Raw genomic sequence first — 23,186 nt, 5'->3', positions numbered from 1 at the left:
CGCGCCGCGCTTCCGTGCTCATGCACCCCCCGTTTCCTCGCGCCCGTCCGTCTCCACGCACACGGGCCGTTGTCACCGTCGGCCGGGCCCCGCGTCGACTCGGCCGTCCCGGGCACCCATACCCGCATCGACGGACCGGCATCCCGGCGCGTACGTGCGGCCGGAGACGGAGCGGTCCTTGGTGCGTGCGCGTCACTCTACGGGTTGTCGGCGGGCGAACGGGAACCAGTCCGCGCCCCCCGCGGCATCTGCCCGGAACATCCCCCTACCCTGCGGTAAGCCTGTCTGGCAGGCTGCGTTCATGACTGCGCGCGCCGCCGACCGGACCCGTTTCGACCGGGCCACCGCCCATCTCGACGCCCCTCTCGCGATCGTGGACCTGGACGCCTTCGACGCCAACGCGGACGACCTCGTCCGCCGTGCCGACGGCAAGCCGGTCCGGGTCGCCAGCAAGTCCGTACGCTGCCGGGCCCTGCTGGACCGCGTGCTGGCGCGGGACGGCTTCGCGGGCCTCATGTCCTTCACCCTCGCCGAGTCCCTGTGGCTGGCCCGGAGTGGATTCGACGACGTGCTGCTCGCCTACCCGTCCGCCGACCGCGCCGGGTTCGCCGAACTGGCCTCGGATCCCAAGCTCGCCGCCGCCGTGACCGTGATGGTCGACGACCCCGCGCAGCTCGCGCTGATCGACGAGGCCCGCGGCGGCGGACGGGAAGTCGTCCGTGTCTGCCTGGAGTTGGACACCGCCCTCAAGCTCTTCGGCGGCCGGGTACGGGTCGGCGCCCGCCGCTCCCCGCTGCACTCCCCGGCCCAGGTCGCCGACATGGCCCGTGCCGTGGCCAGACGGCCGGGTTTCAAGGTCGTGGGGATCATGGCGTACGAGGGGCATGTCGCCGGTGTCGGGGACGCCGTCGCGGGACGGCCGCTGCGCTCGCGCGCGATACGGCTGATGCAGGCCACCGCGCGCCGGGAACTCGCCGAGCGGCGCGCGGCGGTGGTGCGCGCGGTGCGGGCCGTCGTGCCGGACCTGGAGTTCGTCAACGGCGGCGGCACGGGCAGTGTGCAGCACACCGCCGCGGAGGACGCGGTCACCGAGATCGCCGCCGGGTCGGGCCTGTACGTGCCGCGGCTGTTCGACAACTACACGTCGTTCAGCGGGCGCCCGGCCGCGCTCTTCGCCCAGCCCGTGGTCCGGCGTCCGGGGGTGGGGGTCGTGACCGTCCTCGGCGGCGGTTACCCCGCCTCGGGCGCGCCCGGACCCGACCGGCTGCCGGTGCCGTATCTGCCGGAGGGGCTGAAGTACGACCCCCAGGAGGGACCCGGCGAGGTGCAGACGCCGCTGCTCGGCTCCCCCGCCGACGACCTCCTGGTCGGCGACAAGGTGTGGTTCCGGCACGCCAAGGCCGGCGAGCTGTGCGAGCGCTTCGACACGCTGCACCTGATCGAGGGGGACACGGTGACGGCGACGGTGCCGACGTATCGCGGGGAAGGCCACACCTTCCTGTAGTTCGTCAGCTCGACGGACCGAGGCTGCTGCCCACGCCGCCGCCCGTGCTCGCGTCGCCGATCGACCGGATCCCCTTGGTGATCCGGTCCATGTCGGCGAGCGGGGGTCCGTCCGGGCCCGCGTCGAAGACGAACCGTACGAGGACGGGCGACTCGCTGCCGACGCTGGAGGGGAAGACCAGCGACTGCACATAGCCGCCGGGGCCCTCGGCCGTCCGCACCCGCCAGCGCACGAAGTACCCGGCGCGGCCCGCCACCGCGACCTGCCCGGCCCCGGCCTGCTGGTGCGAGGTGATGCCGCCGTAGGGGCGGCGGTCCAGGGAGTCGCGGTCATAGGCGGTGTCGGCCGCCTTCGAGATGTCCGCCAGGGCGAGGGCCTTCGGGGAGCGCACGTCGTTCTCGGTGACCGTGCGCGTCAGGACCAGGCCGTGCCGGCACAGGCCGACACCGGCCGGGCAGTCGTACGTCCCGTCGTCCCGCATCATGACGACGTCGTCCTCAACAACGTTCTCCGGCCTGGTCCAGCCGTCGCGCAACGGCAGGGTGATGCCGTTGAGCTGGTCCACCACCACGGCCGGGTCGTCGGCGGACGGCGTGGAGGAGGCCGGTGGGGGGTTTTCGCCGGCCGGTGTCGAGGTGGGGGCCAGCGGCGTCGGCGCGGTGTTCACGTCGGTGCCGGCCCCGCCGTTCTCGCGGAGCACGAACGCGCCGGTGACGATCGCGGCGACGAGGACGACCCCGGCGGTGCCCAGGGCGAGGGCCTTGGCCCGGCCGGAGGGCCCGTCGGCCGCCCGCGGCCGCTCCGGGGTCTGCGGGGAGCGCCGGTGGTCGGTCCAGGTGGCCCCGTCCCACCAGCGCTCCAGATGCGGGGCCGAGGGGTCGGGGTACCAGCCGGGCGGAGGCGTCATGCTCATTCCGGAACTGTAGGGCGCCGCCTACAGCGGTGTGACGTACGCCCCCGAGATCCCGCCGTCCACCAGGAAGTCGGTGGCGTTCACGAAGGAGGAGTCGTCGCTGGCCAGGAAGGCGACGGCGGCGGCGATCTCCTCGGCCTCGGCGAACCGGCCGACGGGAATGTGGACCAGGCGTCGGGCGGCCCGCTCCGGGTCCTTGGCGAACAGTTCCTGGAGCAGGGGGGTGTTGACCGGGCCCGGGCAGAGCGCGTTGACCCGGACGCCCTCCCGCGCGAACTGCACGCCCAGTTCACGGGACATGGCCAGGACGCCGCCCTTGGACGCGGTGTACGAGATCTGCGAGGTCGCCGCGCCCATCCGGGCCACGAAGGACGCGGTGTTGATGATGGAGCCCTTGCCCTGGCGCCGCATGTAGGGGATCGCGGCCTTGCAGCACAGGTAGACGGAGGTCAGGTTGACCTCCTGGACGCGCTTCCAGGCCTCCAGGCCGGTCTCCAGGATGGAGTCGTCGTCGGGCGGGGAGATACCGGCGTTGTTGAAGGCGATGTCGACACTGCCGTAGGTGTCGTATGCCGTCTTGAAGAGGGCCTCGACCTGTTCGGGGTCGGTGACGTCGACCTTCACGAAGATCCCGCCGACCTCGTCGGCGGCCGCCTTGCCACGGACCTCGTCGACGTCGCCACAGACGACGTGGGCGCCCTCGGAGGCGAGCCGGCGCGCGGCGGCGAGGCCGATGCCGCTGCCGGCTCCGGTGATGACGGCGGTGCGGCCGACCAGGCGGCGGCAGACGGCCGGCTCGGACTGGTCGGTCGTGGATGACGCGGGCGTGGATGACTCGGTCATGGGTGGTTCAGGCCTCCGTGCTGATGAAGACGTTCTTGGTCTCGGTGAAGGCGGTCAGGGCGTCCGGGCCCAGTTCACGGCCGATGCCGGACTGCTTGAAGCCGCCGAAGGGCGTCCAGTAGCGGACGCTGGAGTGGGAGTTGACGGACAGGTTGCCCGCCCTGACCGCCTGGGAGACGCGCAGGGCGCGGCCGACGTCCCGGGTCCACAGGGAGCCGGAGAGGCCGTAGTCGGTGGCGTTGGCGAGGGCCACGGCCTCCGCCTCGTCCTCGAAGGGCAGGACCACCGCGACCGGGCCGAAGACCTCCTCGACGGCCACCCGGGCGTGCGGGTCGACGCCGGTCAGGAGGGTGGGCGGGAACCAGAAGCCGGGGCCTTCGGGGGCCTTGCCGCGAAGACCGGGGGCGTCCGGGTCGACGTAGGAACTCACGCGGTCCCGTTGGGCCTTGGAGATCAGGGGGCCCATCTGGGTCTGCTCGTCGGCCGGGTCGCCGACGCGGACCGACTCGATCCCGGGAGCGAGGAGGTCCAGGAAACGGTCGTAGGCGGAACGCTGGACGAGGATGCGGGTGCGGGCGCAGCAGTCCTGGCCGCAGTTGTCGAGGAAGGCCATGGGTGCGGCTGCCGCCGCCGCTTCGAGGTCGGCGTCGGAGAAGACGATGTTGGGGCTCTTGCCGCCGAGTTCGAGGGTGACCGGCTTGAGCAGCGCGGCCCCTTTCGACGCCACCTGCCGGCCCACCGCTGTCGACCCGGTGAAGACGATCTTCGCCACGCCGGGGTGTTCGACGAGCGCGTTGCCGGTGACGGCGCCGTGGCCGGGCAATACCTGGAAGAGGCCCTCCGGGAGGCCCGACTCCAGGGCGAGTTCGGCGAGCCGCAGGGCGGTCAGGGGGGTCGTCTCGGCGGGCTTGAGGATCACCGCGTTGCCCGCCGCGAGCGCCGGCGCCGTGCCCCAGGCCGCGATCGGCATCGGGAAGTTCCAGGGCGCGATGACGCCGACCACGCCCAGCGGTTCGAGGAGGGTGACGTCCAGACCGCCGGGCACCGGGATCTGGCGCCCGGTCAGGCGCTCCACTCCCCCGGCCGCGTAGTCGAGCAGGTCGCGGACGTTGCCCGCCTCCCAGCGGGCGTTGCCGACGGTGTGTCCGGCCTCCCGGACCTCCACCTGGGCGAGTTCCTCCAGGTGTTCGTCCACAGCGACGGCGAACCGGCGCAGCAGCCGGGCCCGGTCGCCGGGCGCGAGGGCGGCCCAGCCGGCCTGTGCCCTGGTGGCGCGTACGACGGCCGTGTCCACGTCGGCGGCGGTGGCGGCCGGGACGGTCGCGACCACCTCCTCGGTGGCCGGGTTGAGGACCTGCAGCTCAAGCTCGTGCGACACGGAAGAACCTCACATGCGTTCGAAGGAGCGGCGCAGCTCCCAGTCGGTCACCGCGGCGTCGAAGGCGTCCAGTTCGACGCGTGCCATGTTGCGGTAGTGGGCGACGACCTCGTCGCCGAAGGCGGCCTTGGCGATCGGGCTGTGCTCCCAGAGTTCGGCGGCCTCGCGGAGCGTGCTGGGGACGTGCGCGTAGCCGCCCGCGTAGGCGTTGCCGGTGCAGACCTCGGGCAGCTCCAGCTTCTGCTCGATGCCGTACAGTCCCGCCGCCACCAGCCCGGCCACCGCGAGGTGCGGGTTGACGTCGCCTCCGGGCAGCCGGTTCTCGAAGCGCAGGGAACGGCCGTGGCCCACGACCCGCAGGGCGCAGGTGCGGTTGTCGTACCCCCAGGCGACCGCGGTCGGGGCGAAGGAGCCCGGCTGGAACCTCTTGTACGAGTTGATGTTGGGCGCGTAGAGGAGCGAGAAGTCCCGCAGCGCGGCCAGCTGACCGGCGAGGAAGTACCGCATCACCTCCGACATGCCGCCCTCGTCCTGGTCGGAGCCGACCATGGCGTTGGCGCCGGCCGCGTCCGTGAGCGAGAGGTGGATGTGACAGGAGTTGCCCTCGCGCTCGTTGTACTTGGCCATGAAGGTGAGGGAGACGCCCTCCTGGGCGGCGATCTCCTTGGCGCCGGTCTTGTAAATGGCGTGCTGGTCGCAGGTGACCAGGGCCTCGTCGTAGCGGAAGGCGATCTCGTGCTGGCCGGGATTGCACTCGCCCTTGGCGGACTCGACGGTGAGGCCGGCGGCGGCCATCTCGTTGCGGATGCGGCGCAGCAGGGGTTCGACACGGCCGGTCCCCAGCACCGAGTAGTCGATGTTGTACTGGTTGGCCGGCGTCAGCCCTCGGTAATTCGCGTCCCAGGCCTGCTCGTAGCTGTCCTTGAAGACGATGAACTCCAGCTCGGTGCCGACCTGCGCGGTGAGGCCGTGCTCGGCGAGACGTTCCAGCTGGCGGCGCAGGATCTGGCGGGGGGCGGCGACGACCGGGGAGCCGCCGTTCCAGGCGAGGTCGGCGATGAGCATCGCCGTACCGGCGTTCCAGGGCACGCGGCGGAGCGTGGACAGGTCGGGGTGCATCGCGAAGTCGCCGTAGCCCTTGTCCCAGGAGGACATGGCGTACCCGTCGACGGTGTTCATCTCGGTGTCGACGGCGAGGAGGTAGTTGCAGCCCTCGGTGCCGTGGTGGAGGACCTCGTCGAGGAAGAAACGGGCGGCGAACCGCTTGCCCTGGAGCCGCCCTTGCATGTCGGGGAAGGCCAGGACGACAGTGTCGATCTCACCGCCGGCGACGAGGGCGTGCAGCTCCTCGACGCCGAGCGGGGGTGTGCGGTCTGCCACGGAAATGCCTCCTTCGGCTTCTACGGTCAGCCGGAAGCCATAAGGTATTGCGGAGAACCATTGCTTGGGAAGGGGGCGCGGCCATATGTCGCTGGACGCTGACGGCGGCCCGGGCGACCGGCTGACGCCGGTGCTGCGACCGGTGCGGGCCGGCAACGGCTTCGAGGAGGCGCTGGAGCAGATCCTCCAGGTCGTCCGGCTGGGCCTGGTGCCGGGCGGTGAGCGGCTGCCGGCCGAGCGGGAGCTGGCGGAGCGGCTCGGGATCAGCCGGGTGACGCTGCGCGAGGTCCTGAAGGTGCTCCAGGACCAGGGGCTGGTCGAGCCACGGCGCGGGCGGTACGGCGGAACGTTCGTCCTGCCGCGCACCGATGCCGGCGGCGAGGACGAGCTGCGGCGGCGGGTCGCCGAGGTCGACATCGAGGACGTGCTGCGCTTCCGTGAGGTGCTGGAGGTGGGAGCGGCGGAGCTGTGCGCCACGCACGGCCTGTCGGAGGAGCAGGCGGACCGACTTCGGGGCGCCCTGGCGGCGACGCGGGACGCGCCGCTGTCCGAGTACCGCCGCCTGGACACCCTGCTCCACCTCACCCTGGCCGAGCTGTCCGGCTCACCCACGCTGACCGCGCGGTACGCGGCGGTACGGGCCTCGGTGAACGACCTCCTCGACTGCATCCCGCTGCTGGTGCGCAACCTGGAGCACTCCCAGCGTCAGCACACCGCGCTGGTCGAGGCGGTACTCGACCAGGACGCCGACGGGGCCCGGGAGATGATGCGGGAGCACTGCGCGGGGACGGCGGCGCTGCTGCGGGGGTTCCTGACGTGACGGGCGTGACGGGCGTGACGGGGCAGGGGCTGTTGCGGAGGGCGCCGGGATGAAAAGGTTTGAGCGCAGTCCATTGAAGCGTCGGAGGGGTACATGTCGGGCAGACCGCTGATCGGTGTCAGCACGTATCTGGAGGCCGCGGCAGCCTGGGGCCAGTGGGAGCTGGAGGCCGCGCTGCTGCCCGCCGGGTATCCGCGGCTCGTGCAGCGGGCCGGTGGACTCGCGACGATGCTCCCGCCGGACGCGCCGGAGCACGCCGCCGCGACCGTCGCCCGCCTCGACGGCCTGGTGATCGCCGGCGGCCCGGACGTGGAGCCGTACCGCTACGGCGCCGAACGCGACCCGCGCACCGGCCCGCCCGCTGCCGCGCGGGACGCCTGGGAGCTCGCCCTGATCGACGCGGCCCTCGCCGCCGGTCTTCCGCTGCTGGGGGTCTGCCGGGGCATGCAGCTGCTGAACGTCGCCCTGGGCGGCACGCTCGTCCAGCACATCGACGGGCACGCGGAGGTGCCCGGGGTCTTCGGACGGCACCCGGTGAAACCGGTGCCGGGCACGTTGTTGGCCGAGGTGGTCCCCGAGGAGTCGTCGGTGCCGACCTTCCACCACCAGGCCGTGGACCGTCTCGGCAGGGATCTGGTCCCCTCCGCCTACGCGGCCGACGGGACGGTGGAGGCGGTCGAGCTGCCCGGCCCGACCTGGGTGATGGGCGTGCAGTGGCATCCGGAGATGGCCGACGATCTGCGGGTGATGCGGGCGCTGGTCGAGGCCGCCACACCCCACTGAACCCTCAGGGCCGCCACGCCCGCTGAACCGTCAGCCCGCCACACCCCGCTGAGCCGTCGGACAGGGCCCTACGACCATGTGAGCCGGCGCCTGAGCCAGGTCAGGGCGGCGTCGCCCTGGGCCCGTTGGAAGGCGCGGAGGGCCGGGATGCCCGGGGGCGGGGGCAGCAGGGAGTGCCGCAGGAAGAAACCGGCCAGGCCGGCGAGGGCGGCGGTGACGGCGTCCGGGTCGGCCTGGCGGCCCAGGGGATGGCGGGTGAACATGTCCTCCGGTTCCGGGCCGCCCTGGGCGCGGACGCAGGGCAGCATGACGAGCAGGTCGAACCACGGGGCGGCGCGCAGGGCGTGCGGCCAGTCGACGAAGACGACACGGTCGTCGGTGAGCAGGATGTTGTCGGCACGCAGGTCGGCGTGGGCGAGGGTGTCGCCGGTGACGGCCTGGCGCCAGGGCGCCGACAGGTCGGCGAGGCGGGGCAGGTGCGTGGTGGTCCAGGCGCCGAGACGGGCGGGTGGCAGCCCGGTGGCCTCCTGCTCGTCGAGGAGGTGGCGCCAGCCGTCGAAGGTGTGGCCGAGAGCGGTGGCGGCGGGCGGGACGTCGAGCGGGGACGGGGTGAGGGCGCCGGCGAGTTGCCCCACAGCGTCCAGGACTCGGCGCAACTCGGGCTCCCGCCACGGGACATGAGGCTGGCGGCCGGTCACGTCCTGGTAGACGAGGGCGACCCAGGTGCCGTCGTCGTGGGTGCCGAGGAGACGGGGGGCGGGGACGGCCGGCGGCAGGGCGGCGGCGTTGCGGGCCTCGGTGCGGTGCAGCCGCGGGCTGTGCGGGTTGGTGTCCGTGCTGACCGCCTTGACGAAGGCGCGGCGTCCGTCGGCGGCGCGGACGCGGGCGGCGACACCGGGAGAGAATCCGCCGGGCTGGGTGACGGCGTGGACGACGGGGGCGCCGAGTACACCCGCGACGGCGTCGCGTACCGGTTGCGGGAGGTGTTCCCAGGGGGTACGGACGCCGGTGGCGGGCGGGGCGGAGGGCGGCATGCCTGTCATGGTGCGGGGCGTCTGCGGCAGCGCGCCAAGCATTTTCGCCCCAGGCCTGGACGGGCCCGCTGAGCTACCCCCGTTGGACGGGTCCGCTGAGCTACCCCCGTTGGACGGGTCCGCTGAGCTACCCCCGTTGGACGGGTCCGCTGAGCTACCCCCGCGTCAGCGACAGCAAGTCCCTCGCCGGCCCCACCGGGCGGTGCCCCGTCGGCCATACCGCGCGCAGGTCTCGGGCCAGGGCGACGCCCTCCACCGGGACCTTCACCAGGCGGCGCATGGCGAGCTCCTCCCCGACCGCCAGTTCGCTCAGGACCGCCGGTCCCGCGCCGCTGACCGCCGCCGCCTTGACCGCCGTGGTGGACGACAGTTCGATCAGTGGCCGTGCCAGGCCGCCCAGCGCCGAGTCCAGGACCTGCCGGGTCCCCGATCCCTTCTCCCGCAGGATCAACGGCGTCACCGCGAGCTCCGAGGCCTCCAGGGGACGGCGACGGCGGGCCCAGGGGTGATCCGGTGCCGTCACCACGATCAGGTGGTCGTGCGCGATGACCACGGAGTCCAGGCCGGTCGGCACCGTGAGCCCCTCCACGAAGCCCAGGTCCGCCTCGTCGGCCAGCAACCGCTCCGCCACCACCGTCGAGTTGCCCGCGAGCAGCGACACCGCGGTGTCCGGCCGCTGGGCGCGCAGCGCGAGGAGCCAGCCCGGGAGCAGGTACTCGGCGATCGTCATGCTCGCCGCCACCCGCAGCCGGGAGTCACGACGGTGCCGCAGCGCCTGCGCGCCCGCGTCGAAGGCCTCCGCCGCCGCCACGATCCGCCGCGCCCAGTCCGTCACCAGCGCGCCGGCGTCGGTCAGCCGGGAGCCGCGCGGCGAACGGTCCACCAGCGCCACCCCCAGCTGGCGTTCCATGGAACGGATCCGGCTGCTGGCGGCCGGTTGGGTGATCCCCAGCTCCCGCGCCGCCGCGCCCAGGCTGCCGAGCCGCGCCACCGCCAGCAACAGCTCCAGCGCCCCCAGATCGGGCACCCGGTGCGCGAGCGAGCCGCCACCCGCCACCGATCCCGCGTGTGCCTGGCCCTGCTGCCCCTCCGCGCCGCTCATAAGGACAGCTTATGCCTTGACCTGGCGAAACTGCCGGGTCGCGGGCCGCCCCGACCGCCGCCCTCCCCGTACGTCGTCCAGGCAGCCGCCCGGCCCACCACCTCCGTGCCCACCCCGTCCGCTACCGCCGTGCACACCGCGCGCGGCCCGGTCAGCGGCGAGCTGCTCGCAGCGCCTCGCCCAGCACCCGTGGCGCCTCGGCCAGCGACGGCCCGTACCACGTCAGGTGCCGTCCGCTGACCAGCGCGCAGGGCACGCCCGGGAAGGCCTCGGGACCGTCGTCGGCCGTGAAGCGGTAGGGCTCGTCCGGGAGGACGACCACGTCCGGGGCGGCGTCCCGCAGGTCTTCGACCGGGATCCTCGGATAGCGCTCGGCGTGGGTGGCGTACAGGTGGTCGACGCCCAGGCGGGCCAGCACGTCGCCGGCGAAGGTGTCCCGGCCCAGCACCATCCACGGTCGGCGCCAGATCGGCACGACCGCCGTCGTACGGGATTCCAGGGCTCGCGGCGCCGACCAGGCCTCCTCCGCCTCCGCCAGCCAGCGGGGCCGGTGCCGCGCCCCGCACGCCTCCAGCACCCGTGCCAACTCGCTCAGGGCCTGCGGTACCCCGCGCACCTCCGTCACCAACACCTCGACGCCGGCCGAGCGCAGCGCCGCCAGGTCGGGGGCCCGGTTCTCCTCCTCGTTGGCGATCACCAGATCGGGGGCCAGAGAGACGATCCGTTCGAGGTCGGGATTCTTGGTGCCGCGGACGCGGGCGACGTCGAGGTCCGCCGGATGCGCGCACCAGTCCGTGGCGCCGACGAGCGCGCCCGGGACGGTGACGGCGACGGCCTCCGTGAGCGAGGGGACGAGCGAGACGACCCGCACTACCGCCGCCGGTCCCGGACCGCCTCGATGTGCTCGGCGACCGCGACGACGATCACGCGGGTGTCGGCCACCGTCGCCCGCCAGCGGTGGCGCACGCCGCCGGTGAGGTACAGGGTGTCGCCGCGACCCAGCCGGTACGCACGTCCCTCCGCCTCGATCTCCACGGCGCCGTCGGCGACGTACATCAACTGGTCGTTGCGGTACTGGAACTCACGGCCCGCCTCGTGGTCGCCGGTGAACTCCGAGGCGTGCATCTGATGGTGGCCGCGCACCAGGGACCGCATCTGGGGCACGAGCAGCGGCTGCTCGCCGTCCTCCGCGCGGACCACATCGACGCTGCACGCCGGGTCGGCGGCGGCCAGGAGTTCCACAGCGGTGGTGCGCAGCGCGTCGGCGACCTTCTCGAGCGAGCTCTGGCTGGGGCGCGCGCGTTCGTTCTCGATCTGGCTCAGGAAGGGGACCGACAGACCGCTGCGTTCGGCCACGACGGCGAGGGTGAGCTCCAGCGCCCGGCGTCGGCGGCGCACGGCCGCGCCCACCCGCAGAGGCTGTTCTTTGTGGTCGCCCATCGCTCCGGCTCCCTCCTCGTCCCGTCGGGCCACTTGTTCTTCCCGCGCCCCGGCTTGTTCTTCTTCTGCCCCGGCCGGCGCAGATCGCTCCTGCTGACCTCTCTGCACCCTACGCATGTTCGGCGGACCGTTTCACGCGGCCGTCACATCTGCCTCCCGCCGTCCGCGGCCGGACTCACGGTTCGCGCCAGCGGATCGGCCCCGGATCAGCCGGACGAACACCGGGATCGCCGTCCTCCAGTGGGGTGGGCGGGCGCAGCTCCACCGCCTGTTCACACCGTACGTCGAAGCTCGGGCAGGGGCGTAGCTCTCTGTGGTTGGCCGGAACCTTTCCGTGGGACCCGGACAGGACCGTGGGACCTGGACATGACCCGAGGGGTGGGCCCCGCCACACGCTGTCAGGACGCGTGGGGAGGCCCACCCCTCGGGCGACTGCGGTACGGCCGTTACTGCGGGGTCATCCGGTCGACCATCTCCGGATGCTCCTTCAGCCAGTCGGCGACCGCCTCCTGCTCCTGGCCCTGTCCGCGCTGGGTGATCTCGGCCTCCAGGCTGCCGAGCTCGTCCTCGCTCATCCTGAAGTTCTTGATCCACTTGGTGAGCTGCGGGTACTGCCCGGGGAACTTCTCGTTGGCGATCGTGCGGATGGTGTTGCCCTCGCCGAAGAGCTTCTTGTCGTCCTTCAGCTTGGTGAGGTCGTACTGGCTGTACGCCCAGTGCGGCGACCACAGGACGACCGCGACGGGCTCCTTCTTGGCGTAGGCGCGCTTGAGCTCGGCGAGCATCGCGGGCGTGGAGCCGTCGACGACGTCGTACTCCTTGTCCAGGCCGTAGCCGGGCAGGACCTTCGTCTTCAGCAGGTTCATCTCGCCGGTGCCCGGCTCGATGCCGATGATCTTCCCGTCGAAGAGGTCGGCCTTGCCCTTGAGGTCCTCGTAGGACTTCACGCCCTTGACGTACGAGGGGACCGCGACCTCCAGCGAGGTCGGCTGGTACCAGGTGCCCAGGTCGGCGAGTCTGTCCTTGCTCTTGTCCCAGTAGTTCTTCTGCGCGTACGGCAGCCAGGCGTCGAAGTTGAGGTCGAGGTCACCGGCGGCGAGGCCGGTGTAGACCGGGCCGACGTCCATCTGCTTCAGGTTGAGCTTGTAGCCGCGCCGCTCCAGGACGTTCTTCCAGAGGTAGGTGACGGCGATGTCCTCGTCCCACGGGAACCAGGCCACGTTCAGCGGACGCTTGGCCTCCGCGGGAGTCGAGCCGGAGCCGCCGGTAACCGGGGCCAGCTTGTCGACGACGCCCGGGTTCTGCTTCAGCCAGGCACGGACGGCGTCCTGCTGCTTGCCCTCGCCCGCCTTGTTGATCTCGGACTCGAGGCTGGTGAGCTGCTTCTCGTCCATCTTGAAGTTCTTCAGCCACGTGCCGGCCACGGGGTTGTCGGCCGCGAAACCCTTGCGGGCGACGGTGTGCACCGCGTCGCCCTTGCCCCAGGCGCCCTTGGGGTCCTTCAGCTTCTTCAGGTCGTAGTCGCTGTACGCCCAGTGCGGCGACCACAGCGTGACGACGATCGGTTCCTTCTTGCTGTACGCCCGCTTGAGCTCGGCCAGCATCGCCGGCGTGGAGCTGTCGACGACCTTGTACTCCTTGTCGAGGCCGTACGCCTTGAGGACCTTGCTCTTCAGCAGGGACATCATGCCGGCGCTGGACTCGATGCCGGTGATCTTCCCGCCGAAGGTGGCTCCCTTGCCCTTGAGGTCCGCCAGGGAGTTGATGTCCTTCATGTACGAGGGCACGGTCAGCTCCAGGGAGGTCTGGCCGTACCAGGCTCCGAGGTCGTCGAGCTTGCTGCCGTACTTCTTCCAGTACTGCTCATGGGTGGTCGGCAGCCAGGCGTCGGTCTGGAAGTCGACACTGCCCTGGGCCAGGGAGGTGTAGAGCGGACCGGCGTCGAGCTGCTTGGCCTCCACCTCGAAGCCGCGCTGCTCCAGGATCTCCTTCCACAGGAAGGTGGAGGCGACGCCCTCGTCCCAGGGGATGTAGCCGATGGTGACCTTCTTGCCCTTGCCGACGTCCTTGCCGTCGGCGACGGCGGACCCGCCTCCGTCGCCGCCGAAGACGCCCATACCGCCCGCCACCAGGGCGAGGACCACGACACCGATCACCGCGAACTGCGGGCGGGGCCGGTACGACCAGATCTTCAGGCCCTGCGCGGCACGCGCCTTGGCGGCGGCACGGCGGCCCAGCGGGGAGACCTGGGTGCCCAGGGCGCTGGTCATGCGGTCGAGGTAGATCGCGAGGATCACGATCGCGACACCGGCTTCGGAGCCGAGGCCGACGTTGAGCTGGCCGATGGCCTGGTTGACGTCGCCGCCGAGGCCGCCGGTGCCGACCATGCCGGCGATCGCGGCCATGGACAGGCCGAGCATGATGACCTGGTTGACGCCCGCCATGACGGTGGGCAGCGCCAGCGGCAGCTGGACCCGCAGCAGGACGTCACGGGGCGTGGTGCCGAACGCGTCGGCCGCCTCGACCAGTTCCTTGTCGACCTGGCGGATGCCGAGCTCGGTCATGCGCACGCCCGGGGCGAGGGCGAAGATCAGGGTGGCGACGATGCCCGCGGGGGCGCCGGTGCCGAAGAACAGGATCGCCGGGATGAGGTAGATCATCGCGGGCAGCGTCTGCATGAAGTCCAGGACCGGCCGGACCAGTCCGCTGACCCGGTCGGAGCGCGCCGCCCAGATGCCCACCGGCACGGATATCACCAGCGCGATGATCGTGGCGACGAGGACCAGCGAGAGGGTCACCATCGCGTCGTCCCACAGTTCGAGGGAGTCGATGAAGGCGAATCCCGCGAAGGTGAGGACACCGGCGAGGGTGCCGCGCAGCCAGAACGCGAGCACCGCGAAGATGCCCGCGAGCAGCAGGGGTTCGGGTGCCTGGAGGACGGCGTTGATGCCGTCGTAGGTGCCGGTGAAGACGGTCTTGAAGAAGTCGAAGAGCCAGGACATGTGGCCGAGCAGCCAGTTGACCGCGTCGTTGACCCAGTCGCCGAGCGGGATCCTAGGCAAGGGTCACCACCTTCTTGCCGTCAGGGTTGTCGCACGTGACGGGTTCGCCGGTCTCGTCGCCGAGGAAACGGACCAGCCGCTCTTTCGGCACGACACCGATGACCTGGTTGTCCTTGTCCACCACTGAGACGCGGTGCGGCAGGCGGGCGCTGATCGCGCAGAGCTCGGCGAACGAGGTGTCGGCCGTGGCGGTCTCACAACTGCAGCCGGGGCTGCCGCCCGAGACGGAGGTGTCCATGACGGAGGAGGCGGTGAGCACGCGGGAGCGGTCGACGTCCTTGGTGAAGGAGGCGACGTAGTCGTCGGCGGGCCGGACCAGGATGTCCTCCGCCGTGCCGATCTGGACGATACGGCCGTCACGCATGACGGCGATCCGGTCGCCGAGCCGCATGGCCTCGTTGAGGTCATGGGTGATGAAGACGATCGTCTTCCTCAGGGACTTCTGGAGCTGGAGGAGCTGGTCCTGCATGTCACGGCGGATCAGCGGGTCCAGCGCGCTGAAGGACTCGTCCATGAGCAGCAGGTCGGCGTCGGTGGCGAGGGCGCGGGCCAGGCCCACGCGCTGCTGCATGCCGCCGGACAGCTCGTCGGGCCAGGACTTCTCCCAGCCTGCCAGTCCGCACAGGGCGAGCGCCTCGGCGGCCCGCTCCTCGCGCTCGCGCCGGGCAACGCCCTGGACGGCCAGACCGTAGGCGGCGTTCTCCAGGACGCTGCGGTGCGGGAACAGCGCGAAGTGCTGGAAGACCATGCTGATCTTGTGCGCGCGGACCTCACGCAGAGCACGGTCGCTCAGGGTGGTCAGGTCCTGGTCGTCGAAACGGACGTGGCCCGCGGTCGGCTCGAGGAGCCCGTTGAGCATCCGCAGCAGGGTGGACTTGCCGGAGCCGGACAGACCCATCACGACGAAGATCTCGCCGGGTTCCACGGTGAAGGAGGCGTCGATCACGGCGGCGGTGGCGCCGTCGGAACGCAGTTCCTCCCGGTCGGCTCCGTTCCGGAGCCGCTCGACAGCGTTGTCCGGTCGTCTTCCGAACACCTTGTAAAGTTCTGCGGCCTCAAGTCTGGATGACACGCGTACCTCTCGTCTCAGCGGGCAGAAGCGGAGACGAAGGGCCGCGATCAGTTGAAAGGGCAACCGGCTTCTCTCCGAGTCGGCGCCTGCCCAGACGTCTTTCAGCCAAACGCGGTCGTGTTCCAGTTCACAGGACGTTTACGTCCGCGCGCGCACATGCCGGGTGCGTCTGGTGGCTGCCGGGCGGTTGCCGGTGGTTGTCAGTGGTGTACGGCAAGATGCGTGGCGTGACCGGACAACTGATGCTCCTCGACACCGCCTCGCTCTACTTCCGCGCCTACTTCGGCGTCCCGGAGTCCGTGAAAGCTCCCGACGGCACACCGGTGAACGCCGTGCGCGGACTCCTCGAGTTCATCGACCGTCTGGTCAAGGACCACCGCCCCGACCATCTGGTGGCGTGCATGGACGCCGACTGGCGGCCGCAGTGGCGGGTCGACCTCATCCCCTCCTACAAGGCGCACCGTGTCGCCGAGGAGCGCGAGGTGGGTCCGGACGAGGAAGAGGTGCCGGACACCCTCTCGCCGCAGGTGCCGGTCATCGAGGCCGTCCTCGACGCGCTCGGCATCGCGCGCGTGGGCGTCCCCCGGTACGAGGCCGACGACGTGATCGGCACGTTCACGGCGCGCGCGACGGGCCCGGTCGACATCGTCACCGGCGACCGCGACCTGTACCAGCTGGTGGACGACGCCCGCGGCGTGCGCGTGCTGTACCCGCTCAAGGGCGTGGGCACGCTGCAGGTGACGGACGAGGCGTGGCTGCGCGAGAAGTACGGCGTCGACGGCAGGGGCTACGCGGATCTGGCGCTGCTGCGCGGCGACCCGAGCGACGGTCTGCCGGGCGTGCCCGGCATCGGCGAGAAGACGGCCGCCAAACTGCTCGCCGAGTTCGGTGACGTGGCCCGGATCATGGCCGCGGTCGACGACCCGAAGGCGAAGCTGACGCCGTCGCAGCGTCGGCGCCTGGATGAGTCACGGGCGTATGTGGCGGTGGCCCCGACGGTCATCCGGGTCGCGGACGACGTCCCGCTGCCGGAGGCCGACACGGCGCTGCCGCGCACCCCGCGCGATCCGGTCGCGCTGGAGGAGCTGGCGGCACGCTGGGGGCTGGGGGGATCATTGCAGCGACTGCTCGCCACTCTCGCGGCGTGAAAAGTGATCTCGTTTCCCCTGGGCGGGTCTCCCCCGAAGGCGGGCAAACTTCCGCTAAAGAGACCGAGGCCTCCCGCATGGGGCGCTTCCACCGGGGGAGATGTTAAGTTAGGTTAGCCTAACTAGGATCAGGGAGGCCGCCATGGCAGAACGACCGGGACGCAAGCCGCGCACACCGCACACCGCGCAGGTCATCCGCACCGAACGGCTGACTCCCCACATGCAGCGCGTGGTGCTCGGCGGCGAGGGCCTGGCCGAGTTCTCCCCGGACACCTGCACCGATCACTATGTGAAGCTGCTCTTCCCGGCCGGCGGGGCGGTGTACCCGGAGCCCTTCGACATGGAGCGGATCCGCGAGGAGTTCCCGCGTGAGCAGTGGCCGGTGACCCGGACGTACACCGTGCGTGCCTGGGACGCCGAACACCGCGAGCTGACGCTCGACTTCGTGATCCACGGCGACGAGGGCCTGGCCGGCCCCTGGGCACTGCGGGTGCGGCCGGGCGAGACGGTCCGCTTCATGGGCCCCGGCGGCGCGTACGCCCCGGACCCGGGCGCCGACTGGCATCTGCTCGTCGGCGACGAGAGCGCGCTGCCCGCGATCGCGCGATCCCTGGAGGCGTTGCCGGCCGGCGCCCGGGCCCATGCCTTCGTGGAGGTCTCCGGGCCGGAGGAGGAGCAGAAGATCGACTCCGACGTGGAGGTCGCCTGGCTGCACCGCGGCGGGCGGCCCGTCGGCGAGGCACTGGTCGAGGCCGTACGGTCGCTGGAATTCCCGGAGGGCCGGGTGCACGCGTTCGTGCACGGCGAGGCGCACTTCGTGAAGGAACTGCGCCACCTGCTCCGCGTCGAGCGCGGGGTCGCGCGCGAGGACCTTTCGATCTCGGGTTACTGGCGCCTGGGTCACAACGAGGACGGCTGGCAGGCCTCCAAGCGGGACTGGAACGCGCGCATCGAGGCGGAGCAGGAGGGCGCTCCCGCGACCTCCTGACCCGAGGCGGATCACACCGACCGCTGATACGAGCGGAAGGTACGGATCGACAGCCATACCGGGGCCACCGCCAGTGCGAGCAGCCCCCCGGCCCCGCCGCCCCGGCTGAGCACCTCGCCCCAGTCCGGATCCCCGCATCGCCGAACGACCCGCCACCATCGCCCAGTCGAGCGGGTTGGAGTCGGCGATGCGCTGTTTCTACACGGCATCCGCGCGGGCGACATGACGGCACTGGACAACACCCGGACGGCGATCCCGCCGACGCCAGCAGGGTAGTCGGCCCCGCCGAGCCCGAGCAGCACGACGCCGATGCCACCGGAGTAGCCCTTCACGGGGGCGCCGGGCCGCGTCGTCGAGGGTGAGGCGCTCCAGCAACTCATCGGCACGGCGGCCGAGCGCGGCACCCCGCAAGCCGTGGGGCCTGCCCCGGAGTGGGAAGTTCCGCGGCCGGTGGCGGACGTGTCGGCACCGCAGTTCTGGTCGGGCGGCCAGCGCCGAGTCCTCACGCCGATCGCGCGGCGCACCCGGTCGGGGCGGCGCAGCACGTCGCGGTCGACCACGGCGGCCGCGGCCGGTCAGGGCGGCGCAGCACGTCGCGGCCGGCCACGGTGGCCGCGCCCCAGTCGGGGCCCCGCCACCGAGACGTCAAAACACGCGACATATCGCGACAGCTCCGGTGCGGCCAGACCGTGAGGACTTGGGACCGATGCGGACATGACCGCGTGACGCGGCCGAAACAGCCCGTCCCTAATTTCTGTCACCCGACAGGAACTCCGCTCCTGCCCCGGCTCCGCGTTCGTTCTCCTCCGCTTCGCCCCGGTCTCCGCCCTTCTCAGCTCTGCCCCGCTTCTCTCCCCCGCTCCGTTCCTTCGCGCCGAAGGCAGGTGCCGCCGTGACGACAACCGCTCCCTCCGACGTACGCCCCGACCCGCCCCACTCCTCCGCCGACCGCTCCCTCGCGGAGTTCGGCTACCGCCAGGAACTGCACCGCAGCCTGGGCCGGTACGCGTCGTTCGCGGCCGGGTTCTCCTTCATCTCCGTCCTGACCACCGTCTTCCAGTTCTTCGCCTTCGGGTACGCGTTCGGCGGCCCCGTCTTCTTCTGGGCCTGGCCCGCAGTCCTGGTCGGGCAGCTGCTGGTGGCCGCCTGCTTCGCGGAACTGGCCGCGCGCTATCCGATCTCCGGCGCCATCTACCAGTGGTCCTCGCGTCTGTCGAACCTCACCTTCGGCTGGTTCGCGGGCTGGATCATGGTGATCGGGCAGATCGTGGTGGTCGCGGCGGCCGCGCTGGCGCTCCAGGTGGTGCTGCCCGCGATCTGGTCGGGCTTCCAGCTGATCGGCACCGACCCGTCACCCGTCTCGGCGGACGGCGCGGCCAACGCGGCCGTCCTCGGGGTGATCCTGCTGGCCCTGACCACACTGGTGAACATCCTGGACAACCGCGTGATGTCCGTGATCAACCGGGTCGGCGTCACCGCCGAGATCATCGGCGCCGTCCTGATCGTCGTCCTGCTGCTGACCCACTCCGAACGCTCCCCCGGCATCACCTTCCACGCCACGGGCGCCGCCCAGTCCGGCCTGTTCGGGGCCTTGCTGGTGGGTTCGTTCACGGCGGCGTACGTGATGATCGGTTTCGACAGCGCGGGCGAGATGAGCGAGGAGACCCGCGATCCGCGCCGCACCGCGCCCCGCACGATCCTCACCGCGCTCGGCGCGGCCGGCCTGCTCGGCGGACTGATCATCCTCGGCGGCCTGCTCGCCGCGCCCAGCCTGACCGACGGCCACCTGGCGGTCGACGGCCTGAGTTACGTCCTCACCAGCAGCCTGGGCGACGGAGTGGGCCGGGTCCTGCTCGCCGACGTGGTGGTGGCGATCGCGGTGGCGACCCTCGCGATCCAGACGGCGGCCTGCCGCATGCTGTTCTCGATGGCCCGCGACGGCCAGCTGCCGTTCTCCGGCCGCCTCGCCCGCGTCAACCCGCGCACCGGCATGCCGAGCGCCCCGGCCCTGGTGGTCGGTGTCCTCGCGGCGACCCTGCTGCTGCTCAACTTCGCCTCCCCGGAAGCGTTCCTGGCCATCGGCACCACCTGCATCGTGATGCTGTACCTGGCCTACGCGATGGTCACCGGCCCCCTGCTGGTCCGTCGGCTGCGCGGCGAGTTCTCCGTCGAGGGCACCGACGAGGCGGGCACCCGCCTCTTCTCCCTCGGCCGCTGGGGCGTCCCGGTCAACGCCCTGGCCCTCCTGTACGGCCTGCTCATGACGGTCAACCTGGCCTGGCCGCGGGCGGCGGTGTACGACCCGGCGGGCGGGCACTGGTACTTCCAGTGGTTCACCGTGTTGTTCCTCCTGCTCACCGTGGGCGCGGGCGCCGGATACCGGGCGTGGCGGGCACAACGAGAACGAACTGCTCCGGCAGGTCGATGACGTCACCCTGTCCGTGCGCCGAGGCGGCGGGCAGGGACCCCGCCGGGCGGCCTCACAGCCTGCCGAAGACCACTCCGCGCCAGGTCCAGCCCGACTTGAGGACGGTGTCGCGCAGCGGGTCGCGCAGTTCCGAGCTGTCGAAGCGGAAGGTCTCGGTCGCTTCGAGTCGGCCACTCTCCCCGCGTTGGATCTTCAGGTGGCGGGACACGGTACGGTCCGGCCCGCGCGTGTACGCCCCGGAGACCTTCAGCTTCGGTGGATTCCCGACTCGGGTGACCTGCCACCCTTCCTCGAGGGCGCGCACCTCATGGCCCTTGTGAACCAGACGCAGCCCGATCCGCACTGCGCGGGTCAGCTGCGACGCGACGAAGAGGGGCTGCCAGGCGGGCTCCGCCAACCGCCACTCCGCGACCAGGTCCGCGGCCCCGTCGTCCGCGGCGCCCGCGCGGACGACGTACGGGACATCGGGCCGGTTGAGGCCGAGCAGGGCTGCCCGCACCTCCTCGGCCGGGACCGGTGCGACACCGTCGACGGGATATGCGGTTCCGGTCAGCTTGTCGAAGAGCCCCATCGCGTCAGCCTATGAGCGGCCGGGCCGCCGGTGCAAGATCCGCCCCGCACGCCGCCCGTCCGTGCGGGAGCTACGGGGTGCGACCTCCAGTGCCGGAGCGGATGGCGGCGCCGTCGGCCTCGTACGCTTGATCCCGATGAGACGAAAGACCCGGATCCCGCCCGCTCCCCTGCCGCAGCGCGAAGGGGTGGATCCGGTGCGGGTGCGGCTGCCCGCCGGCGGGTCCTGGGCCACGGTGCGCGAGCATCTGGTGGAGCGGCTCGCGGCCGAGGCCGGTGTCGTCGAGGGGATGTTCGACACGGGCCGGGTCGTCGGGGCGGACGGCCGGGCGGTGGCCGTGGACGCGGCGTACGTGCCGGGCATGTTCGTGTGGTTCCACCGGGAGCTGCGCGCCGAGGTGCCGGTGCCGTTCCCGGTGGAGATCGTCCACCGCGACGAGCACATCGTCGTCGCCGACAAGCCGCACTTCCTGGCCACCACCCCGCGCGGCAGCCATGTCACCGAGACCGCGCTGGCCCGGCTGCGCCGGGAGCTGGGCATTCCCACGCTCAGCGCCGCGCACCGGCTGGACCGGCTCACCGCGGGGCTCGTGCTGTTCACGGTACGGCCCGAGGAACGGGGCGCCTACCAGTCGCTGTTCCGCGACCGGCTGGTGCACAAGGAGTACGAGGCCGTCGCCCCCTACGCCTCCGAACTCGCCCTGCCGCACACCGTGCGCAGCCGGATCGTGAAGGAGCGCGGGGTACTCGCCGCCTACGAGGTGCCCGGCGAGCCGAACGCGATCAGCCGCGTCGAACTCGCCGAGCGGCCCGGCGGCGGCAGTGGCGGGGACAGCGGTACGGGCGGCGACGAGCACGGGCTCGCCCGCTACCGGCTGGTCCCCGCCACCGGGCAGACCCACCAGTTGCGGGTCCACATGAACACCCTCGGCGTGCCGATCCTCGGGGACCCGCTCTACCCGGTGGTGGCCGATCCCCGGCCGGCCGATGACTTTCGGCGACCGCTCCAACTGCTGGCGCGGGTCCTGGAGTTCACCGACCCGGTCACGGGGGTGGAGCACCGGTTCCGCAGCGGGCGGGTGCTGCGGGCCTGGACGTCGTACGACGGTTGGGCCGCCGGTCAGTAGCCACGCCACCAGCGCACAAGGCGGCGCCAGGCGCCCTGCGGGCGGGCCGGTTCGGACGCCGAGGCGGGCTGCGGCCGGGTGACGGCCGACTGTGGCGCGGCGGTCGGCTGCGGTGCGGCGGCGGTCGCCTGCGATGCCGAATGCGGTGAACGTGGTGCCGTATGCTGCCCGGCCGCAGCTGCCCGCTCCGGCTGATGGGTGCCGACCTGCCACGAGTTGCGCTGCGACGGAACCGGCAGGTGGCCCGGCGTGAGCAGCACGTCCTGCGGCGGCTTCGGCGCGAACCGGGACGGCAGTTCCACCAGGTGGCGTGAGGACATCGACTCCGTCCACGCCAACTCGTCCTCGGCGCAGTCGAGTTCGACGTCAGGCAGCCGCATCAGCAGCGCGTCCACGCCGGTGTCGGCGATGGCACGCCCGATGTCCTGGCCGGGGCACTCGTGCGGCCCGCCGCCGAAGGCGAGGTGGGAACGGTTGCCCTGCATGTGGGCGGCGAGGTCGGGACGCACCCGCGGGTCGACGTTGCCCGGCGCGATACCGAAGAGCAGCCCGTCGCCCCTGCGGATGCGCTGACCGCCCAACTCGGTGTCCTGCTTGGCGAAGTAGGCGAAGATCGAGCTGAACGGAGGCTCGTCCCACAGGGACTGCTCGACCGCCTCCGGCACCGTCATCTGACCGCCGTTGAGCTGGGCGCGGAAACGGGGATCGGTGAGCACCATGCGCAGCACGTTGGCGATGAGGTTGGCGGTGGCCTCGTAGGCGGCGATCAGCACCAGCCGCAGGTGCTCGCGGACCTCGTCGTCGGAGAGCCGCGCCGGGTGGTTGATGAGGTAGCTGGTGAAGTCCTCCTCGGGCTGGGCGCGACGACGTGCGGTGAGCCGGCCGAGGGCGTCCATGATGTACGCGTTGCTGGCGATCGCGGTCTCGGTGCCCCGGAGCATGTCGCGGGCGGCCTGGACGATGCGGTCGTTGTACTCGTCGGGCATGCCGAGGATCTCGCACATCACCGCCATCGGCAGGTGCTCGGCGAACTGGCTGACCAGGTCGGCGGTGCCCTGCTCGCAGAACCGGTTGACCAGGCGCTGGGTGTAGCGGTTGATGTGCCGGCGGATGCCGCGGGGGTCGATGGTCGAGATGGCGCCGTTGACCGCGCCGCGCAGCCTGAGGTGTTCGTCGCCCTCGACGTGCGCGGCGATGGGCTGCCAGGCGATGTGCGGCATCAGCGGGTGGTCGGGCTTGACCATGCCGTCCAGGAACGGGGTCCAGATGCGGCTGTCCCGGCAGAACTGCGAGGGCGTGCGCACCATGTGCAGGTTCTCGGCGTGGCCGAGCACCACCCACATCGGCACGTCGTCATGGAGCAGCACGGGGGCCACCGGGCCGTGTTCGTCCCGGAGTTGTTCGTAGAGGGCGCTGAGGTTGTCCGCGTCGGGGCCGTAGAGCCGGCGCAGCCCGCCGGGGCCTCGGCCGTGGGCGGGGCAGCCGGGGGGCGGGGCGAGGCCGGGGTCCGTACCGGCCGGGGGGTGGGATTCAGGCGTCACAGTGATCGCTCCGAAGTGGATCCGGTGTCTGTGTCTGTGTGGGGGACATGGGC

19 protein-coding genes and 2 pseudogenes are annotated in these 23,186 nt (G+C 71.8%); 7 read left to right on the top strand and 14 right to left on the bottom strand.

The window, feature by feature from the left end:
- Nucleotides 1-301 precede the first annotated feature (301 nt).
- Nucleotides 302-1,504, top strand: coding sequence for an amino acid deaminase/aldolase (locus ABZ027_RS24540; RefSeq protein ID WP_356771793.1), 1,203 nt, complete (start codon nt 302-304; stop codon nt 1,502-1,504).
- A gap of 4 nt (nt 1,505-1,508) precedes the next feature.
- Here ABZ027_RS24540 and ABZ027_RS24535 read toward each other — a convergent pair whose 3' ends face one another.
- Genes ABZ027_RS24535 through ABZ027_RS24520 form a run of 4 tightly spaced genes read right to left on the bottom strand, consistent with a single transcriptional unit; the run spans nt 1,509 to nt 6,018 of the window.
- Entirely contained in the window at nt 1,509-2,411 is a 903-nt protein-coding gene (locus ABZ027_RS24535) for a DUF2510 domain-containing protein (protein WP_356771862.1), read from the bottom strand.
- A 27-nt stretch (nt 2,412-2,438) separates the two neighbouring features.
- Nucleotides 2,439-3,260, bottom strand: a complete 822-nt coding sequence (locus tag ABZ027_RS24530) for a 3-oxoacyl-ACP reductase (protein ID WP_356771791.1) — start codon at nt 3,258-3,260, stop codon at nt 2,439-2,441.
- Between the two features lie 7 nt (nt 3,261-3,267).
- Nucleotides 3,268-4,638 (bottom strand): aldehyde dehydrogenase family protein, encoded by a 1,371-nt coding sequence (locus ABZ027_RS24525; RefSeq protein ID WP_356771789.1) that lies wholly within the window; start codon nt 4,636-4,638, stop codon nt 3,268-3,270.
- Between the two features lie 9 nt (nt 4,639-4,647).
- On the bottom strand, nt 4,648-6,018 hold the full coding sequence (locus ABZ027_RS24520) for a glutamine synthetase family protein (protein WP_356771787.1): 1,371 nt from the start codon (nt 6,016-6,018) through the stop codon (nt 4,648-4,650).
- Nucleotides 6,019-6,103: 85 nt separating this feature from the next.
- On the opposite strand from ABZ027_RS24520, the gene ABZ027_RS24515 reads away from it, so the two are divergent.
- A complete protein-coding gene (locus tag ABZ027_RS24515; RefSeq protein ID WP_356771785.1) occupies nt 6,104-6,838 on the top strand; it encodes an FCD domain-containing protein in 735 nt (244 codons plus the stop codon).
- A 93-nt stretch (nt 6,839-6,931) separates the two neighbouring features.
- Nucleotides 6,932-7,621 (top strand): gamma-glutamyl-gamma-aminobutyrate hydrolase family protein, encoded by a 690-nt coding sequence (locus tag ABZ027_RS24510; RefSeq protein ID WP_356771783.1) that lies wholly within the window; start codon nt 6,932-6,934, stop codon nt 7,619-7,621.
- 68 nt (nt 7,622-7,689) lie between these two features.
- Here ABZ027_RS24510 and ABZ027_RS24505 read toward each other — a convergent pair whose 3' ends face one another.
- The 6 genes from ABZ027_RS24505 to ABZ027_RS24480 all read right to left on the bottom strand — a co-directional run bounded on the left by ABZ027_RS24505 (nt 7,690) and on the right by ABZ027_RS24480 (nt 15,331).
- Entirely contained in the window at nt 7,690-8,655 is a 966-nt protein-coding gene (locus tag ABZ027_RS24505; protein WP_356771781.1) for an aminoglycoside phosphotransferase family protein, read from the bottom strand.
- 154 nt (nt 8,656-8,809) lie between these two features.
- A complete protein-coding gene (locus ABZ027_RS24500; protein ID WP_356771779.1) occupies nt 8,810-9,757 on the bottom strand; it encodes a LysR family transcriptional regulator in 948 nt (315 codons plus the stop codon).
- A gap of 151 nt (nt 9,758-9,908) precedes the next feature.
- Nucleotides 9,909-10,628 (bottom strand): helical backbone metal receptor, encoded by a 720-nt coding sequence (locus tag ABZ027_RS24495; protein ID WP_356771777.1) that lies wholly within the window; start codon nt 10,626-10,628, stop codon nt 9,909-9,911.
- The gene (locus tag ABZ027_RS24490; RefSeq protein ID WP_356771775.1) at nt 10,628-11,197 is read right to left on the bottom strand and encodes an XRE family transcriptional regulator; all 570 of its coding nucleotides are present in this window, start codon (nt 11,195-11,197) and stop codon (nt 10,628-10,630) included. The genes ABZ027_RS24495 and ABZ027_RS24490 overlap by 1 nt, the downstream gene beginning before the upstream one ends.
- A gap of 446 nt (nt 11,198-11,643) precedes the next feature.
- Nucleotides 11,644-14,259, bottom strand: coding sequence for an ABC transporter permease/substrate binding protein (locus ABZ027_RS24485; RefSeq protein WP_356771773.1), 2,616 nt, complete (start codon nt 14,257-14,259; stop codon nt 11,644-11,646).
- A complete protein-coding gene (locus ABZ027_RS24480) occupies nt 14,252-15,331 on the bottom strand; it encodes a glycine betaine/L-proline ABC transporter ATP-binding protein (RefSeq protein WP_356771771.1) in 1,080 nt (359 codons plus the stop codon). Before ABZ027_RS24480 ends, ABZ027_RS24485 begins: the two co-directional genes overlap by 8 nt.
- A 218-nt stretch (nt 15,332-15,549) precedes the next feature.
- Between ABZ027_RS24480 and ABZ027_RS24475 the strand changes: the two genes are divergently transcribed.
- Both ABZ027_RS24475 and ABZ027_RS24470 read left to right on the top strand, forming a co-directional pair.
- Entirely contained in the window at nt 15,550-16,479 is a 930-nt protein-coding gene (locus tag ABZ027_RS24475; RefSeq protein WP_356771769.1) for a 5'-3' exonuclease, read from the top strand.
- Nucleotides 16,480-16,621: 142 nt separating this feature from the next.
- On the top strand, nt 16,622-17,467 hold the full coding sequence (locus tag ABZ027_RS24470; protein ID WP_356771767.1) for a siderophore-interacting protein: 846 nt from the start codon (nt 16,622-16,624) through the stop codon (nt 17,465-17,467).
- 11 nt (nt 17,468-17,478) lie between these two features.
- On the opposite strand, the pseudogene ABZ027_RS24465 reads toward ABZ027_RS24470, so the two are convergent.
- Together ABZ027_RS24465 and ABZ027_RS24460 are read right to left on the bottom strand one after the other, a co-directional pair.
- Nucleotides 17,479-17,778, bottom strand: a pseudogene (locus tag ABZ027_RS24465) (ABC transporter permease); the annotation flags it as partial.
- A 52-nt stretch (nt 17,779-17,830) separates the two neighbouring features.
- A pseudogene (locus tag ABZ027_RS24460) lies at nt 17,831-18,033 on the bottom strand (hypothetical protein); the annotation flags it as partial.
- Nucleotides 18,034-18,359: 326 nt separating this feature from the next.
- On the opposite strand from ABZ027_RS24460, the gene ABZ027_RS24455 reads away from it, so the two are divergent.
- Nucleotides 18,360-19,895, top strand: coding sequence for an amino acid permease (locus tag ABZ027_RS24455; protein WP_356771765.1), 1,536 nt, complete (start codon nt 18,360-18,362; stop codon nt 19,893-19,895).
- 52 nt (nt 19,896-19,947) lie between these two features.
- Here the strand turns inward: ABZ027_RS24455 and ABZ027_RS24450 are convergent, their stop codons facing one another.
- A complete protein-coding gene (locus ABZ027_RS24450; RefSeq protein WP_356771763.1) occupies nt 19,948-20,466 on the bottom strand; it encodes a hypothetical protein in 519 nt (172 codons plus the stop codon).
- Nucleotides 20,467-20,602: 136 nt separating this feature from the next.
- Here ABZ027_RS24450 and ABZ027_RS24445 point away from each other — a divergent pair, with 136 nt between their 5' ends.
- Complete coding sequence (locus ABZ027_RS24445; protein WP_356771761.1) at nt 20,603-21,592, top strand: RluA family pseudouridine synthase; 990 nt, start codon at nt 20,603-20,605, stop codon at nt 21,590-21,592.
- Here the strand turns inward: ABZ027_RS24445 and ABZ027_RS24440 are convergent.
- Complete coding sequence (locus tag ABZ027_RS24440; RefSeq protein ID WP_356771759.1) at nt 21,586-23,133, bottom strand: cytochrome P450; 1,548 nt, start codon at nt 23,131-23,133, stop codon at nt 21,586-21,588. The two genes, ABZ027_RS24445 and ABZ027_RS24440, sit on opposite strands and share 7 nt — an antisense overlap.
- Between the last annotated feature and the right edge of the window lie 53 nt (nt 23,134-23,186).

The sequence above is a fragment of the Streptomyces sp. NPDC006332 genome (assembly GCF_040612855.1).
GTDB lineage: Bacteria > Actinomycetota > Actinomycetes > Streptomycetales > Streptomycetaceae > Streptomyces.
Note: the sequence above shows the minus strand (reverse complement) of the source record. Positions and strands in the feature narration are given on the sequence as shown.